General features: G+C 53.0%; 18 protein-coding genes. 5 read left to right on the top strand and 13 right to left on the bottom strand.

Annotation, left to right across the window (positions count from 1 at the left end; translation table 11 throughout):
* Positions 1-410: 410 nt before the first annotated feature.
* On the bottom strand, positions 411-1334 hold the full coding sequence (locus WFL93_RS01925; protein ID WP_049851077.1) for a Kdo(2)-lipid IV(A) acyltransferase: 924 nt from the start codon (positions 1332-1334) through the stop codon (positions 411-413).
* A gap of 267 nt (positions 1335-1601) precedes the next feature.
* Between WFL93_RS01925 and trhO the strand changes: the two genes are divergently transcribed.
* A complete protein-coding gene (gene trhO / locus WFL93_RS01920) occupies positions 1602-2657 on the top strand; it encodes an oxygen-dependent tRNA uridine(34) hydroxylase TrhO (RefSeq protein WP_336777144.1) in 1056 nt (351 codons plus the stop codon).
* Positions 2658-2693: 36 nt separating this feature from the next.
* On the opposite strand, the gene WFL93_RS01915 is transcribed toward trhO, so the two are convergent.
* The 10 genes from WFL93_RS01915 to mdtH form a co-directional block, all read right to left on the bottom strand.
* Positions 2694-3269, bottom strand: coding sequence for a YceI family protein (locus WFL93_RS01915; protein ID WP_007893670.1), 576 nt, complete (start codon positions 3267-3269; stop codon positions 2694-2696).
* 1 nt (position 3270) lies between these two features.
* A complete protein-coding gene (locus tag WFL93_RS01910; RefSeq protein ID WP_336777143.1) occupies positions 3271-3843 on the bottom strand; it encodes a cytochrome b in 573 nt (190 codons plus the stop codon).
* Between the two features lie 295 nt (positions 3844-4138).
* Positions 4139-5254, bottom strand: a complete 1116-nt coding sequence (gene solA / locus WFL93_RS01905; RefSeq protein ID WP_336777142.1) for an N-methyl-L-tryptophan oxidase — start codon at positions 5252-5254, stop codon at positions 4139-4141.
* Positions 5255-5360: 106 nt separating this feature from the next.
* On the bottom strand, positions 5361-5615 hold the full coding sequence (gene bssS / locus WFL93_RS01900) for a biofilm formation regulator BssS (protein ID WP_007893664.1): 255 nt from the start codon (positions 5613-5615) through the stop codon (positions 5361-5363).
* A 278-nt stretch (positions 5616-5893) separates the two neighbouring features.
* Entirely contained in the window at positions 5894-6163 is a 270-nt protein-coding gene (locus WFL93_RS01895; protein WP_007893663.1) for a hypothetical protein, read from the bottom strand.
* A gap of 143 nt (positions 6164-6306) precedes the next feature.
* Complete coding sequence (gene dinI, locus WFL93_RS01890; protein WP_049851082.1) at positions 6307-6552, bottom strand: DNA damage-inducible protein I; 246 nt, start codon at positions 6550-6552, stop codon at positions 6307-6309.
* Positions 6553-6620: 68 nt separating this feature from the next.
* Entirely contained in the window at positions 6621-7667 is a 1047-nt protein-coding gene (pyrC, locus tag WFL93_RS01885; RefSeq protein WP_336777141.1) for a dihydroorotase, read from the bottom strand.
* Between the two features lie 135 nt (positions 7668-7802).
* The gene (locus tag WFL93_RS01880) at positions 7803-8366 is read right to left on the bottom strand and encodes a lipoprotein (protein ID WP_049851084.1); all 564 of its coding nucleotides are present in this window, start codon (positions 8364-8366) and stop codon (positions 7803-7805) included.
* Between the two features lie 112 nt (positions 8367-8478).
* Positions 8479-9126, bottom strand: coding sequence for a glutaredoxin 2 (gene grxB, locus WFL93_RS01875; protein WP_007885827.1), 648 nt, complete (start codon positions 9124-9126; stop codon positions 8479-8481).
* A gap of 89 nt (positions 9127-9215) precedes the next feature.
* Positions 9216-10418 carry a multidrug efflux MFS transporter MdtH gene (mdtH, locus tag WFL93_RS01870; protein WP_049851086.1) on the bottom strand — a complete coding sequence of 401 codons (1203 nt, stop codon included), beginning with the start codon at positions 10416-10418 and terminating at the stop codon, positions 9216-9218.
* A 245-nt stretch (positions 10419-10663) separates the two neighbouring features.
* Between mdtH and rimJ the strand changes: the two genes are divergently transcribed.
* From rimJ to murJ, 4 genes are all read left to right on the top strand, one after another.
* Positions 10664-11257: a ribosomal protein S5-alanine N-acetyltransferase gene (gene rimJ / locus WFL93_RS01865; RefSeq protein ID WP_007885825.1), complete on the top strand. Its 594-nt coding sequence runs from the start codon at positions 10664-10666 to the stop codon at positions 11255-11257.
* 14 nt (positions 11258-11271) lie between these two features.
* Positions 11272-11913, top strand: coding sequence for a DUF480 domain-containing protein (locus WFL93_RS01860; RefSeq protein WP_336777140.1), 642 nt, complete (start codon positions 11272-11274; stop codon positions 11911-11913).
* A 1-nt stretch (position 11914) separates the two neighbouring features.
* Positions 11915-12835, top strand: a complete 921-nt coding sequence (locus WFL93_RS01855; protein ID WP_336777139.1) for a Gfo/Idh/MocA family protein — start codon at positions 11915-11917, stop codon at positions 12833-12835.
* 121 nt (positions 12836-12956) lie between these two features.
* Positions 12957-14495: a murein biosynthesis integral membrane protein MurJ gene (gene murJ / locus WFL93_RS01850; RefSeq protein ID WP_180823410.1), complete on the top strand. Its 1539-nt coding sequence runs from the start codon at positions 12957-12959 to the stop codon at positions 14493-14495.
* A gap of 319 nt (positions 14496-14814) precedes the next feature.
* Here the strand turns inward: murJ and flgN are convergent, their stop codons facing one another.
* Entirely contained in the window at positions 14815-15246 is a 432-nt protein-coding gene (gene flgN / locus WFL93_RS01845; RefSeq protein ID WP_007885821.1) for a flagellar export chaperone FlgN, read from the bottom strand.
* A gap of 5 nt (positions 15247-15251) precedes the next feature.
* Positions 15252-15557, bottom strand: a complete 306-nt coding sequence (flgM, locus tag WFL93_RS01840; protein WP_007885819.1) for a flagellar biosynthesis anti-sigma factor FlgM — start codon at positions 15555-15557, stop codon at positions 15252-15254.
* Positions 15558-15658 lie beyond the last annotated feature (101 nt).

The following is a 15658-nucleotide window of genomic DNA, read 5'->3' as shown; positions in this document are numbered from 1 at the left end:
GCCTGTATGGAATATGGCGTTTTTTGTTCAGACAATGCCTTGTTTATTAAGTTAATTTTACTGCATTGATAAGTGAAGTCGAAGGGTTTAGCAATATTAAATAGGAATAGCCCTGGAAATGATCGGAATCAGGTCCGTAGTGGCACAATTTGGTGAGTAAATATTAATGAGGCGCAAATCAATAATCAGCTCGAAGCGCAGATTTTCGCGCTGGTTAACTCACTTAATCCTCACTTTTAGCAAGCTTGTCGCAGGATATCCGCATGCTGTCTGACTTTATCTGGCGCTAAGTTAACTATCAGCCTAAGTTCAGGCTGGTCCGACTCGCTTATTAATAACCGGCGAAAATCGCGGGATAAGGCAAATTAGAATGGAGATGTGTGGGGCACCAGCAGTACCCCGAAAAGATTTTAATAAACGGAAGGTTGTCCTTCAGGACGGGTTTTAAAGCGGCGGTGCAACCACATATATTGCTCTGGAGCCAACAGGACCGTTTCTTCAACCACTTTATTCATCACTACCGCGGTATCAAGCTCAGTTTCAAGTGTGAACTTATCGCGGATGTCCGGCATCATTTTAAGTTCATAGCCGCGCGCATTCGGCAGGCGTCGTGCAAGGAACGGCACTACGCTCGGATTGGCGAGACGGATCAGCATATGTGTCCCGGTGGTGGTCGCCGCATCCGGCACCGCAAAGAAAGGGGCAAACACACTACTGCGCGGGCCGTAATCATGATCCGGTGCATACCAGATAATGTCGTTGTTCTTCATGGCGCGGATCATGCCTTTGAGATCTTTACGGTCGAGCATGCTTTTGTTGGAGCGCATGCGGCCCCAGGTTTGCAGCCAATCGATCAGCTTGTTGTCGTTGGGGCGATACACGCCAATGCCTGGATTGTGCATGCCAAATACGCGGGCACCCAGTTCCAGCGTCAGGAAGTGCATACCTATTAATAAGATGCCACGCTTCTGTTCCAGCGCATGGGTAACATGCTCAAGTCCGCTGGTGGCCACCCATTTACGAATACGCCAGTCCGGCCAAAACCACGCCATCCCCGTTTCAATCAGTCCCATACCCACCGATTCAAAATTGTGTTTCACCATCGCTTCACGTTCATTAGTCGGCATAGTCGGGAAGCACACCTCCAGATTGCGTTGTGCCACCTCGACGCGCCGCTTCATAAAGCGCATCGCGATGCGTCCCAGTCCGCAGCCAATCGCGTGTAGCACTGGATAAGGTAAGAGCACCAATAAATAAAGAAAACCAATGCCGATCCAGGTCGGCCAATAGCGTGGATGAAGCAGTTCGCGGGTGAGTTGGGGAAGTTGAGTCATGAAAATGTCAGTATCCTGCGTCTTATGCCAGAGAGTCCGGTTTCTGTAATTTTTTAGCATTATGCCATTTTTTCACTCTGGCTGAAATCAAGCATAGACGGTGGACTGTCATCCGGCAGCAGCTATGCGCACGAAAATGCAATTGTGACGCAGAATTACGTCGGTTATGTCTCGCGTTAGGCTTAACACACCAAAGATTTTGCATCCGGCAGAATTCGGGTATCATACGCGCGCTTAATTTCTCTGATTGCTAACAGGACGAACACCATGCCAGTGTTACATAACCTTGTTTCCAATAAAGAGCTGAAGGAACGTATGTTGGCGGAAACCGAACCACGTACCACAGTCTCTTTTTATAAATACTTCCAGATTGCCGATCCCAAAGCGTTCCGTGATGCCCTCTACGTTGAGTTAACTAAGCTCAAGGTGTTTGGCCGCGTCTATGTGGCGCATGAAGGCATCAACGCGCAGATCAGCGTGCCCGCCAGCCGTTATGAAAAAATGAAGGCGACCTTGTACGCCTTCGATGCGGCGCTGAATAATCTGCGCATGAATATTGCGCTGGATGATGACGGCAAGTCCTTTTGGGTTCTACGTTTGAAAGTGCGTGAGCGCATTGTTGCTGATGGAATTGAAGACAACAGCTTTGATGCCAGCGATGTAGGCGCTTACCTGAAAGCCGCCGACGTTAATGCGCTGCTCGACGATCCTGATGCGTTATTTGTCGATATGCGCAATCACTACGAATATGAAGTAGGGCGTTTTGATAATGCGCTGGAAGTCCCCGCAGATACCTTCCGCGATCAGCTGCCGATGGCAGTGGATATGCTGCAGGATAAGAAAGACAAAAAGATTGTTATGTACTGCACCGGCGGCATTCGTTGTGAAAAAGCTAGCGCCTGGATGAAACATAACGGCTTCAATGATGTTTACCACATTGAAGGCGGCATTATTGAGTACACCCGTCGTGCGCGTGAGCAGGGTTTACCGGTGCGTTTCAAGGGCAAGAACTTTGTCTTTGATGAGCGCATGGGCGAACGCATCTCCGACGATATTCTTTCCAGCTGTCATCAGTGTGGTACGCCTTGTGATAGCCATACCAACTGCATCAATGATGGCTGTCATTTGTTGTTCATTCAGTGCCCAAGCTGCGCTGAAAAGTATAACAACTGCTGCAGCCCGATCTGCATGGAAGAGTCAACGCTGTCGCCAGAAGAGCAGCGCACACGCCGTGCGGGCCGTGAGAATGGCAATAAGGTGTTCAATAAATCGCGTGGTTTACTGAACATGACGATGGCGATTCCGGCACCGGATAAAAAGTAATTTCAGTGCAGCCTGAAGCGCTCAGGCTGCATTTTATTACTTGCGCACGCCTTCAACCGAAATAATCAGTTCTGCTTTTTGTGATGCCGGGCCAAGGTCTTTGCTGATATTGAACTCTTTCAGCACAATCTCTCCGCTGGCTTCAAATCCGGCACGATAACCGCCCCACGGATCTTTGCCTTCGCCCATCAATTTTGCATCCAGGGTGATCGGTTTGGTCACGCCATTCAGCGTCAAATCGCCGGTGATTTTGTAATCCTTACCCTCTTTCTTCACCGCGGTTGAAGCAAAAGTTGCCTGCGGGAATTTGCCGGTGTTAAGAAAATCTGCGCTACGCAGATGCTTATCGCGTTCGGCATGGTTGGTATCGAGACTATTCGTGTTAATGGTGACATTCACTTTGTCCGCCGACGGATTGGCTTCATCGAAGGTAAAGCCGCCATCGAAATCTTTGAACGTGCCGTATAACCAGCTGTAGCCCAAATGCTGAATACGGAACTGGACAAACGCATGCTGGCCTTCCTTATCAAACTTATAATCCGCTGCGCTGGCGGTCAGGCTGGCGCTTAATAATCCGGCCGCGGCTACTGCCAGTAATGTTTTCTTTAACATGTTACTTTTCCTTTTCAGAGGTTAACGGGATGCGGTAGCCCAACATCCTTTTCAGAGTCACATCACGGTCGATGAAATGGTGTTTCAAGGCAGCCAGCGCGTGCAGTGCTGAAAGCAGCACTAAACCCCAGGCCAGCCAAAGATGAATGGCCCCAGCCAAATCGGCTTGTTGGCCGGCGCCGCTGAACAGGGCTGGCACGTCGAACCAGCCAAATACGGAGATGGCTTTGCCATCGGCGGTGGAGATGAGGTAGCCGCTGATCAGCAATACGCTCAGCAGGCTGTATAGCATCCAGTGTGCCGCAGTGGCTGAACGACGCACTGCAGGTGAATAGCCTGGCAACGGTTTAGGCGGCGGCGAGATAAATCGCCAGCCGACACGCAACAGCAGAGCGGCAAAAAGCAGAATGCCGATGCCTTTATGAATCTCAGGTGCATCGTGATACCAGCCGTCGTAATAACCTAATCCAACCATCCATAATCCCAGCGCAAACATGCCGTAAATAACCAGCGCCATGAGCCAGTGCATGAAAATTGAGACGATGCCGAAGTGCTGTGTGGAATTGCGCCACATATTAAATGTCCAGCAAAATGAAATAAGTGGTAATGAGCATCTACATTTTGTAATACAAAATCAATTCACCTTACTTTTCTATAAAGTTGAAAATGATCTTCGGATTAAATGAGTAATTAACGTTAACTCCTTCAGGATAATTGAAAGGGTTAAGTCATAGTGAAAGGCTATCGTGCAAGCGAGGGGGAATACTTCACTAAATGCGCTGAATGAGGAAATTAAGCGTCATGAAAGGTAATTTATTGTCAGGTTGCGTCAATTGAGTCGGCGCACTTTATGCGCCGACCAGAAAATATTAGTAAAAACGGCTCAGCGAGAAGGGCTTAATATCGAAAGAGAAGGGTTTATTTTGCGCAAATTCGCTGGCAAGCTCGCCCAGCACGCTGGCGAATTTAAAACCATGCCCGCTCAGGCCGGTAATAATCAGGCGATTGGGCTCACCTGGCAGCGTATCAATAATGAAATCTTCATCCGGCGTATTGTCATAACTGCACGCTTCGCCGTGCAAACAGACACCGACGCCCGGCAAAAACTTGCGCAGGAAGTTAAACGACTCGTTACCGTCGACTGCGATACTGCCAAAAGGTTTACGATCTTCAGGTGCATGCATTAACTGCCCACCATCATGACGTCCCACTTTCAGAGCATTGTTATCCGCCGGGAAGCCGTAAAAATGGCTGCCATCACTCATCTCCACGGTAAAACCTGGGAACTTGTTATTCTCGCTATAGCGGCCATCGGCCTGATACCAGGCGAACACTTTGCGCACCGGCGCCACCGGCAAACCATCAACTAAATGACTAACCCAGGTTCCGGCGCTGATCAATAACTTGCGAGCGCGGAAAATACCGTCGCTGGTGGTGACCTGCTGTAAATCACCGTCGCGGCCGATTTCCGTCACCGGACAGTTAAACAGTTGCGCGCAGCCCGCCTGCTCAGCCAGCTGCACCCAGCTGCGCACCGCCTGCTCGCATTTGAGGAAGCCGGAGTTGGGTTCGAACACGCCGATATAACCATCCGGCACGGTAAATTGCGGCCAGCGTGCCCGCACTTCGTCAGCCTGCAGCAGGGTGACATCCAACTGCCACGCTTTTGCGCTGTCGATGACATTTTGAATAAACGGGGAGGTGATCGGCGCTAAATTGAGAATGCCGCTACGATGCATAATGCGCTCGCCGCTCTGACGCTCCAGTTCATCCCATAACGTTTGGGCGCGCAGCACTAACGGGACGTAGCGTTCGCCTTCGCCGTAAGCATGGCGAATCAGGCGGGTTTCACCATGATGGGTGCCCTGATTGTGCGGTGGATGGGCGCTGTCAATCATCAGCACGGATAAGCCAGCCTGAGTCGCGTAAAAGCCAGCGGCTGCACCTACCGAACCGCTTCCTACCACAACCAGATCATAAACCATAACGACATCACTCCAGCAAAACGGCGAAATTTTTCAACAGCATATCAAAAGAGAGCGCCCATGAAAAAGGCACCCTGTTGGGTGCCCTTTCACGCGATAGTGGAAATTAATGCTTTTGATTGTCGCGTAGGTACTGCTCGGTCGACTCTATTTTTGCAATGCCAGCTTCGAGTAGGGAGATAAACTGTCTGGCGACATCGGTAGTCAGCCAGTAGGTCGGGCCCACGTCAGCTTCTTCTTCTTTCTGATCCTGCGAGGAGAGCGAGTGCAGGCGAATCATCATGGCGTCATAACTGTCTACGGTGCTGATGTCCCATCCCACCAACGGATGAGTCTGGATGACGTCTTTATTTCTGTCCATTATAACCTCCGTATTACTCGTTAAACGAAGTGCTTCTTGAGGTTCAATGCGGCTGTATCGTGCACTAGCGAAACAATTATAACATGGATCAGCGGGTACAATAGTTAAAAGGTATGACGAAAGTTAACGGCGATGAAATAAACGCGTTTATAAAACCCTTTTTACCGAATAATAAAATGCCCGAAGCGCCAGGCATTTTATTGGCAATATTACTGCCGGGACGTAAGAGATTATCGGCATTTTTACCGCGAAACTTTAACGTAAAAAGGGTGGTGCTGTTACGGTTGTGACTCTGCCGGCAGCAGGCCGTGACGCTTCTGAATCTCTTCGGCCAACCGGGTAAAATGCTGCTGTAACTGCTCGTCGTGGTTCTGGTTTTGCGCTTCAAGCGTCAAATTGTGTACCAGCAGCTGGTTGGCACGATCGTCGAGACAGAAGGTCAGCGTGGCAAAAGCATTTTCTAATACGGTTAAGCGGCGCTGTTGGTCAGCAATAAATGCCAGCAATTCCCCAAAGGTCATCGCCTCTTCTGGTTTTTCAGTAGTCATGTAAAACACCTCCTGTAAGCATGACGAGGCAAGAATAGGGGATCGTTTAACATGAGTCTAGATGCAGGAAGTTTTTCTGGCGAGAGCGAAATAAAAACAAAAAAGCCGGGTGGCGAAACCCGGCAAAAACGGCACAGTGGCAGTTAATCGTTATTAAACCAGTCGTCAGCGCTTTCCCAGGTTTCTTGTAATAGTTCGCTGATGCGCTCACGTGACGCTTTACAGCCACCAAAGACGCTGAGCTGATTGCCGCCGGCATAACGGACTTTGACGTGATGATCGTCGTCAGGAAAATCCTGCGTAATGCGACGGACCAGTTCGATGCTCAGTGCGTCCAGTGCACCTGCGGGCAGGGGCGAAGTTTTTGCTACGGTAATTTCAACACGCATAGAAGCCTCCGGAATAATATACTGTTTATTTGTACAGTATAGTTATCCCGAAGGCAAGCAGCATTGAATTAATCTTTAATGCGCCAGTTCAGGGTTTCACCGGCAAGGAACGGCACCAACGTATCGTCAGCCAGCGCAATACTCTCCTCAACCTTCCAGGACTCACGCACCAGCGTTATGGTGCCTTCGTTCAACGGCAGACCATAGAAGTTGGCGCCGTTCTCAGAGCAGAAAGCTTCGAAATGTTCTAACGCATGCAACTCTTCAAATACCGTGGCGTAAGCCGGCAGCGCGGTAGGGGCATTAAACACGCCTGCACAACCGCAGCTGGCCTCTTTCAGGTGGCGCAGATGCGGTGCGGTATCGGTACCGAGAAATACACGACGATTACCGCTGGCGACCAGCTTGCGCAGCGCTTCCTGATGGATATTGCGCTTCAGAATCGGCAAGCAATAGAGATGGGGACGTACGCCGCCCACCAGCATGTGGTTTCGGTTAAACATCAGGTGCTGCGGCGTAATTGTTGCGCCCAGCAGATCGTTACCTGCAGCCAGATACTCGGCGGCTTCTTGGGTGGTGATATGTTCCATCACCACTTTCAACGCCGGGAACTGTTTGCGCAGCGGTTCCAGCACGGTTTCGATAAAGCGGGCTTCACGGTCAAAAATATCGATATGCGCATCGGTCACTTCGCCGTGCACCAGCATTGGCATTCCGATTTGCTGCATGCGATCCAGCACCTTAGCAATGGAAGCGATGTTGGTGACACCATGGCTGGAGTTGGTGGTGGCGTGTGCAGGATAGAGTTTGGCTGCGGTAAAGGTCCCATCACGGAAACCGCGTTCGATCTCATCAGGATCGAGCGAATCGGTGAGGTAGCAGGTCATCAGCGGAGTAAAAGCATGCTCAGCAGGCAACGCGGCCAGAATACGTTCGCGATAAGCTACGGCAGCCGCCACGCTAATGACCGGTGGCACCAGATTTGGCATGACAATCGCACGACCATTCACGGCGCTGGTATAAGGCAGCACGGCGTTAAGCATCGCGCCATCGCGCAGATGGATGTGCCAGTCGTCAGGGCGGCGAATAGTGATTTGCTGAGGTTGGGCTGTCATTCAAAAAGACTCCGGCTGAGAAGAAAACGAGAGGCGCGTTTAGGCCGGGGAGTAATCATAAGGATGTGGGCAACCGTTTGCACGGGATTTTATCGTGACATACAAAAACCGCACCCGGAGGTGCGGTTGCGCGGATTATTCGGTAAACGGAATCACTAATTGTCCCGGTTTTACTTCAATCCCTTTAGCGAGTTTCTTCGCCAGCGCTTCGCCTTTACTGCGGTCTGCACTCAGCACATAGGCCGGCTTCTCATTGAAGTAGCGTTTCAGCGACTCATTGAGATAAGGCGTCAGCGTTTTCATGATTGAAGCCATTTTCTCTGGCTGCACCTGCGCATCAACAATCTCCATGTCATGCAGATAAATCGCGCCTTCCTGGGCGTTATACACCGGCTGCGCCTTCATTTTCAGCAGCATTTCTGCCTGCTGCGGACCAAACAGCGAGCTGACATTGATATTGGCTTTACCGGAAAGCGTGATTTTGCCCGGCTCTTCGCGGCCAATTTGGCTATTGAGTTCACTCAGCACGATATGCGCATTTACCAGCCCGGAAACGCCGATGTCTTTTTCAAAGTTATTGCGCTTTTGCAGCGCCTGATTCACTTCCTGCTCGCTGATGGTGTATTGCGTTAATTGGTTACAGCCGCTGAGTAGCACGGCTAAAAACAGGGCCAGCAGCCCGGAAAACGCCTTTTTCATAGTGTCCTCATCCTGATCGAAACGGCAAAACAGCGATAGCCTGCCTGAATATGGACAAGGTGTCACCAGGCCAGAGCTGAGAAGCGCGACTGCGCTTCTCATTGCAGGATGATTAAGCGGCGATAGAGGAGAGGAGATTAACCTGGGTTTGTTTCGCCATATTGTCGCGATAATCGGCCACACGGCTCGGCCATTCAATGCCGCTAACCAGCGTCAGGGAGCGCAGCAGCGGGAACAGATGAATGTCATCTTCGGAAAGCTCGCCGTTAACGGCGTTAGGTTTGACAATCAACTTATCGAGCTGGCGCAGATCATCGCTGATGTTTTTGATCAAACCCGGCGCGTGTTTACGCAACTCAGTGAAGTCACCGATGCTGGCCTGTTTTTTCTCGCTAAAGTAGCGGCGTGCTTCCGGCGTGGCAAATTCGGCAAAGGACGCATCGGCGATGCGCGGTATCAGCAGCTTATTGACGTAGCCGTTCACGCGGCGCAGCCAGTCGCTAATCGCGGGATTACTTTTGCCATTCAGCAGCGGTTCATGATCGGATTTATCCACCAGACGTACAATATCCATGCTTTCCGGCACGGCACTGCCATCGGCTTTTTGCAGAATCGGCGCCATTTTCTGGCCAATCAACCTCTTCGGTGTTTGCTCATCGTCATTGAGCATCACGATCAGTTCTAACGGCAGATTTTTTAACCCGAAAATCATGCGTGCCTTCACGCAGAAAGGGCAGTGATCGTAGATGTAAAGTTTCATCCCGTTTCTCCTGTGGTTCTCAGGGTGACGGAGGTCACCCTTTTTTCGGACGTGCGGGAAGTATGGAAGAGATCTTTGGCCGGGGCAAACTAGCTGCTGAAAATCGCCGGAGCCACCGGGCGCGGCTGGAACTGCCACCACAGAGCGAAAAGCGTGACCATGCCCACGCTGCTGAGCAGCATCCACGGCAGTTCGGGTAGCGCCCATTGCTGGCCCATATCGAACATCCAGCCGCCGCCGGAATAGCCGATTAAGCCGCCAATGGCGAGGCCGAGACGACTAAAGCCCATATAGCTGCCACGCGCGCGCGAACTGGCCAGCGACGCGCTGAGCGTTTCACGCGCCGGTTCGGCAATAATCGAACCGAGGTAAAATATCGCGATCAGCATAAACAGCGACGGCAGTGAATCGGTCATGCCAACCGGTAGCAGACTGAAAGTCATCAGGAACAATCCTGCCATCAAACGCGTTTCGAGGCGGAAGCGTTTTTCGCTCCAGCGCGCCAGCGGATAGAGCAGGCTCAACGACAGCAGCGCTTCAATGGCGTACATCCACTTCACGGCAGCCGGTGCCCCAGCCACCTGATTCACCATCACCGGCAGCATCAACATCACCTGTACGGCGAGAATGTAGTAGCCGGTCAACGTCAGTACATACAGGCGGAAGCGCTTGTCCTGCCAGACGCGCTGCATGCCCGCACGCATCGCGATGCGTTCGGTCGAGATGCGCCATGCCGGTAGCCAAATCGCGTTAAACAGTGCTGCGCTAACAAACACCGCTGCGCCAACCCAGCATACCAGACGAAAATCCCACGCCAGCAACCAACTACCTATGAGCGCACCCAGTACCGCGCCAGCGCTGTCCTGCATCATCAACAGTGAGAAGAAGCGACCGCGTTCACGCGCGCGCACCAGTTTCATCACCAGCGCACTGCGTGGTGGATCAAACAGCGTGCCGCCCAGACCAGAGAGCAAACAGGCGAGCCATAACAGCCAGGGCTCATGCGCCAGCGCCATGCAGGCAAAACCCGCCGCACGCATCAGCATGCCGGTCACAATCAGCGGACGCGCACCGAAGCGATCGGCGATAGCACCGCCGAAAATGCCAAATCCCTGCTGAACGAATTGACGCAAGCCGAGCGCGATGCCAACCATCAGCGCGGCCCAACCCAGCTGTTCAACAAAATGGATAGAGATGAGGGGAAATACCACGAAAAATCCCAACACCACCAGCATGTTATCAACTAAAAGAAAAGTTTTACCGAGGCGTCGTGCCCGCGCAACCCGAGACATGCTAATTCCTGAGCAAGTGAGAGGAGATAAGAGACCAGTTGGTCTATTTTCCACCTGCAGCAGGGCGAAAAACAGCTTTCTCAGGATGATATTTTTTCATCGAATCCGCAGAAATATTAATCCTAATTCAGGATCAATCACCTGGAACGCGTTGCAGGGTTTTACCGCAAGCGGGGTGGCGGTTATAGTGAGAAGTATCGCCGCTGGCGTACATCTTTCTTAAGTTATGGATTTCAGGAGTCATGATGTTTGGCTATCGTTCTGCTGGCCCACGCGTGCGCCTCACTACCGATCGCTTAGTGGTCCGTTTAGTACATGAACGCGATGCCTGGCGGTTGGCCGATTATTATGCGGAAAATCGTGCATTTCTTAAGCCCTGGGAGCCGGTTCGCGACGAAAGCCATTGTTATCCTTCGGGCTGGCAAGCACGCCTCGGACTGATCGCCGACATGCATAAACAGGGCTCTGCCTACTATTTTGTGCTGATGGACCCGGAAGAGCATGAAGTGCGTGGCGTTGCTAACTACAGCAACGTGCTGCGCGGATCGTTCCACGCTTGCTACCTTGGCTATTCGCTCGGGGAGAAGTGGCAAGGTCAGGGGCTGATGTTTGAAGCGCTCAGCACCACGATTCGTTATATGCAGCGGCAGCAGCGCATTCACCGCATTATGGCCAATTACATGCCGCATAATCAGCGCAGTGGCGACTTGCTGGCGCGCCTCGGATTTGAAAAAGAGGGCTACGCCAAAGATTACTTATTGATTGATGGGCGCTGGCAGGATCACGTGCTGACTGCGCTCACTTACCGGGAGTGGACCCCGGATCGCCGTGGACAATAAAAAAGGATATCCCAATGAAAATGGCCTTATCCGCGCAGGCGTTGCGCGTGATTGGTTGCCTGCTGGAGAAGCAGGTCACCACACCGGATCAATATCCGCTCTCACTCAATGGCGTAGTGACCGCGTGTAATCAAAAATCCAACCGTGAACCGGTGCTGAATCTCAGCGAAATGGAGGTGCAAGCGCAGCTCGATGAGCTGGTGAAAAAGCATCTGGTGACGGCCAATAACGGTTTTGGCCAGCGCGTGAGTAAGTATGAGCAACGTTTCTGTAACTCGGCTTTCGGCAATCTGCAATTGAGTAGCGCCGAAGTGGCGGTGTTGACGCTGTTATTCCTGCGCGGTGCGCAGACGCCCGGCGAGCTGCGTACGCGCAGCGGCCGCCTGCATGAATTCAGCGATATGAATGAAGTGGAGCAGACACTCAACGGATTATCCACGCGCGATGATGGTCCGATGGTGGTGCGGCTGGCGCGTGAGCCGGGCAAACGTGAGAGCCGCTATATGCACTTGTTCGGTGGCGAGGTAGTGGAAGAGGCGGCCAACGGCGAAGCCGCAGCGGATAATGACACGCTTGCGGCGCGCGTGGCGCAGCTGGAAGAAACGGTTGCACAGTTGCAGTCGCAGTTGGAACAGCTGCTGGCAAAGGAGAACTGAGATGACGCTACGTATTGGCATTGTGGGTTTAGGCGGCATCGCGCAAAAAGCGTGGCTGCCGGTGCTATCTCAGGCCAGCAGCTGGCAGCTGGCGGGGGCATTTTCTCCCAACCAGGCAAAGGCACAACCGATTTGCGACAGCTATCGCATGCCGTACTTTGGCCAGCTGGATGCCCTGGCGGCGGCCAGCGATGCGGTGTTCGTGCACAGTAGCACCGCTAGCCATTACGAAGTCGTCAAGGCGCTATTGCTGGCGGGCAAGGATGTGTGCGTCGATAAGCCATTAGCCGAAACCCTGCAGCAGGCCGAGGCGCTGGTGGCGCTGGCTGACAAGCATAAGCGTAAGCTGATGGTGGCGTTCAATCGCCGTTTTGCGCCGCGTTATCAGCAGCTGAAAAGTGAAATGCCGCGTGCCGCATCCTTGCGCATTGAGAAGCACCGCGCAGATAGCGTCGGCCCGCACGATCTGCGTTTTACCTTACTGGACGATTATCTGCACGTGGTTGATACCGCGCTGTGGCTGGCTGGCGGTAGTCTAAAGCGCGAGTTGGGACACATCGAAACCAATGATGATGGCGCGATGCTTTTCGCCGAGCACCACTTCTCCGCCGGATCGCTACAAATCACCACCAGCATGCACCGTCGTGCGGGTACGCAGCGCGAGGTGGTGAGCGCCATCTGTGAAGGCGATTACATTGAAATTAATGAGATGCGCGACTGGCAGCAGGAGAACCGTAGCGGAATCGTGCGTGATGTGCCGCCCGCGTGGCAAAGTCATCTTACCCAGCGCGGTTTCAGCGGCGCAGCGCAGCATTTCATCCAGTGTGTAGAAAATCAGACGATGCCTGAAACCAGTGGCGAGCAAGCACTGGCGGCGCAGCGTCTGGTGGAAAAACTGTGGCGCGATGCCGAACAGGAATAACCCCTTGTAACACTCAATGCTGGTCATTTCCCGCCGTGTCAGTAGACTATCGCCGGACATCAAGGGATGTCCGCGCTAAGTCGCTCATTTCTCCGACACTTTTCAGGATGCGCCACTCAATATGAATTTGTTGAAATCGCTGGCTGCGGTCAGTTCGATGACCCTGTTTTCCCGCGTGCTGGGCTTTGCCCGCGATGCCATTGTGGCGCGTGTGTTTGGTGCTGGCATGGCAACCGATGCCTTCTTTGTTGCCTTCAAACTGCCCAACCTGCTGCGTCGTATTTTCGCTGAGGGCGCGTTCTCTCAGGCCTTTGTGCCGATTCTCGCGGAATATAAAAGTAAGCAGGGCGAAGATGCCACCCGTGTATTTGTCGCCTACGTCTCCGGTTTATTAACGCTGGTACTGGCGGTGGTGACCGTATTGGGGATGATTGCGGCGCCCTGGGTGATTGTGGTGACCGCGCCAGGCTTCGCCGATACGCCCGATAAATTCGCCTTAACCAGCGCACTGCTGCGCGTCACCTTTCCCTATATTCTGCTGATCTCGCTGGCCTCGCTGGCGGGGGCCATTCTTAATACCTGGAACCGTTTTTCGGTGCCGGCGTTTGCGCCAACATTGCTAAACATCAGCATGATTGGGTTTGCGGTGTTTGCCGCGCCGCATTTCCATCCGCCGGTGATGGCGCTGGCCTGGGCGGTGGTGATGGGCGGCGTGCTGCAGCTGTTCTATCAACTGCCGCACCTGAAGAAGATTGGCATGCTGGTCTTGCCGCGCCTGAATTTGCGCGATGCGGGCGTGTGGCGCGTGATGCGTCAAATGGGGCCGGCGATTCTCGGCGTCTCGGTCAGCCAGATTTCACTGATCATCAACACCATCTTCGCCTCGTTTCTGGTGTCCGGTTCGGTTTCGTGGATGTACTACGCCGATCGTCTGATGGAGTTTCCTTCTGGCGTGCTCGGTGTGGCGCTGGGGACCATTTTGCTGCCATCGCTGGCGAAAAGCTTTGCCAGCGGTAACCAGGATGAGTATTCACGCTTGATGGATTGGGGCCTGCGTCTCTGTTTCCTGCTGGCGTTGCCGAGCGCGGTGGCGTTGGGCATTTTGTCCGGCCCGCTGACGGTAGCGCTGTTCCAGTACGGTAAATTTACCGCCTTTGATGCGTTAATGACGCAGCGCGCGCTGATTGCCTATTCGGTAGGTTTGATGGGACTGATCGTGGTGAAAGTGCTGGCACCGGGCTTTTACTCACGTCAGGACATCAAAACGCCGGTGAAAATTGCCATCGTGACGCTGGTTGTCACGCAGTTGATGAACCTGGTGTTTATTGGTCCGCTGAAGCATGCCGGTTTGTCACTGTCGATCGGTTTGGCCGCTTGCCTGAATGCCGCGCTGCTCTACTGGCAGCTACGTAAACAGGATATCTTCCAGCCGCAGCCAGGCTGGTTCAGCTTCCTGTCGCGCTTGCTGATTGCGGTGGTGGTGATGGCTGCGGCGCTGCTGGGTATTTTGCAGGTGATGCCGGCCTGGGAAGAGGGGCAGATGTGGTGGCGCCTGATTCGTCTGGCCGCAGTCTGCGCCATCGGCGGCGGGGCTTATTTTGTGATGCTCGGCCTGCTTGGCTTCCGTCCCCGCGATTTTGCGCGCCGTACGCTGGCGTAATAATTATGCACTCACGCAGACGGGAGTTTATTTTGGTCCGGCGGTCCTCGCGCCACTGCGCGGTACCTTCACGTCGTACGTCAGCCTGACGGACCGGCTCAGACGGGACCTCCTTGTCCCGGCTGAGCCTTTTGCCCGCGTCCTGCGGGCAAATCCTGGCTTCCTTTCTCCGTTCAGCGCTGTGGATGCCTGCCCAAAATAAACGCCCGACTGCTATTTATCTCTCATGCCTTCTGTCTAAAAGCAAAACAAAAAGGCCGCCATCCCGCAAGATGGCAGCCTTAATCAAACCCGCAATATTACGCCACGAACAGCGTTTTTACCCTTTACGACTCAAGGTCGCCTGACCTTTACCTAAACCATCCGGGCCGTAAAATGCCTGAGTTTGATGGGGTCGCAACACCGCCAGGGCTTCATTGGTGAAGCCAATCTGATGCTGCAGCAGAATCCCGTTATGCGTGTTGGTATCACGCAGGCGGCGCGTATGCTGCTGAATGCGTGTCCAGCGGATCTCGCGTTCACTGTGATCACCATAGGGCGCCTGTGTACCAAGGGTTTTCTCGGTATTACGGCGCATTTCGTCCAGATAATTCAACGTCGTCAGCAGCGCGCTTTTATCTTCGGAGATACGCTGCAGCATGTTGCCATTAACCTGACCGGCAGAAAGTTGCTGCTGCTCCTCATCCATTATCACGGTTAGGGAAGCCAGCACGTCCTGCATTTTATCTAAGGTGATCAGCAGATTGTCCATTGGGATTAGTTACCCTCTAAATACGCCTTGGTATCGGCGATCAGCGCATCGGCGATCTTACCGGTATCCATTTTCAGTTCGCCATTACGAATGGCCGTTTTCAGCTGCTCAACGCGCGCTGTATTAATATCTTTGCTGCCAGGCTGCATCAGCTGCGCCTGCGCGGTGCTCAACTTCACTTCCGCACCGCTTTCACTGGTGGTGCTGGCTGCTGGCGTGGCGCTCTGGCGCACTTTGCCGCTGTTATCGTTGTTGTCGCGTGTTTGAACAGTGCTAACCGGGTTAGTAGGCTGCGTTCTGTCGATGCTCATGGTAAGGCTCCTGTAAGGTCAGTTGGGGGTCAGCCAACTGAGTCAGCATAGGGTAATGTCTTTGTTGATATCTCTATCGGCAGAACAACAGGGTTCTTTAA

The organism is Pantoea sp. USHLN256 (assembly GCF_037149875.1).
Classification (GTDB): Bacteria; Pseudomonadota; Gammaproteobacteria; order Enterobacterales; family Enterobacteriaceae; genus Pantoea; species Pantoea nemavictus.
The sequence above is the reverse complement of the archived record's forward strand: the minus strand, read 5'-3'. Positions and strand labels throughout refer to the sequence as shown.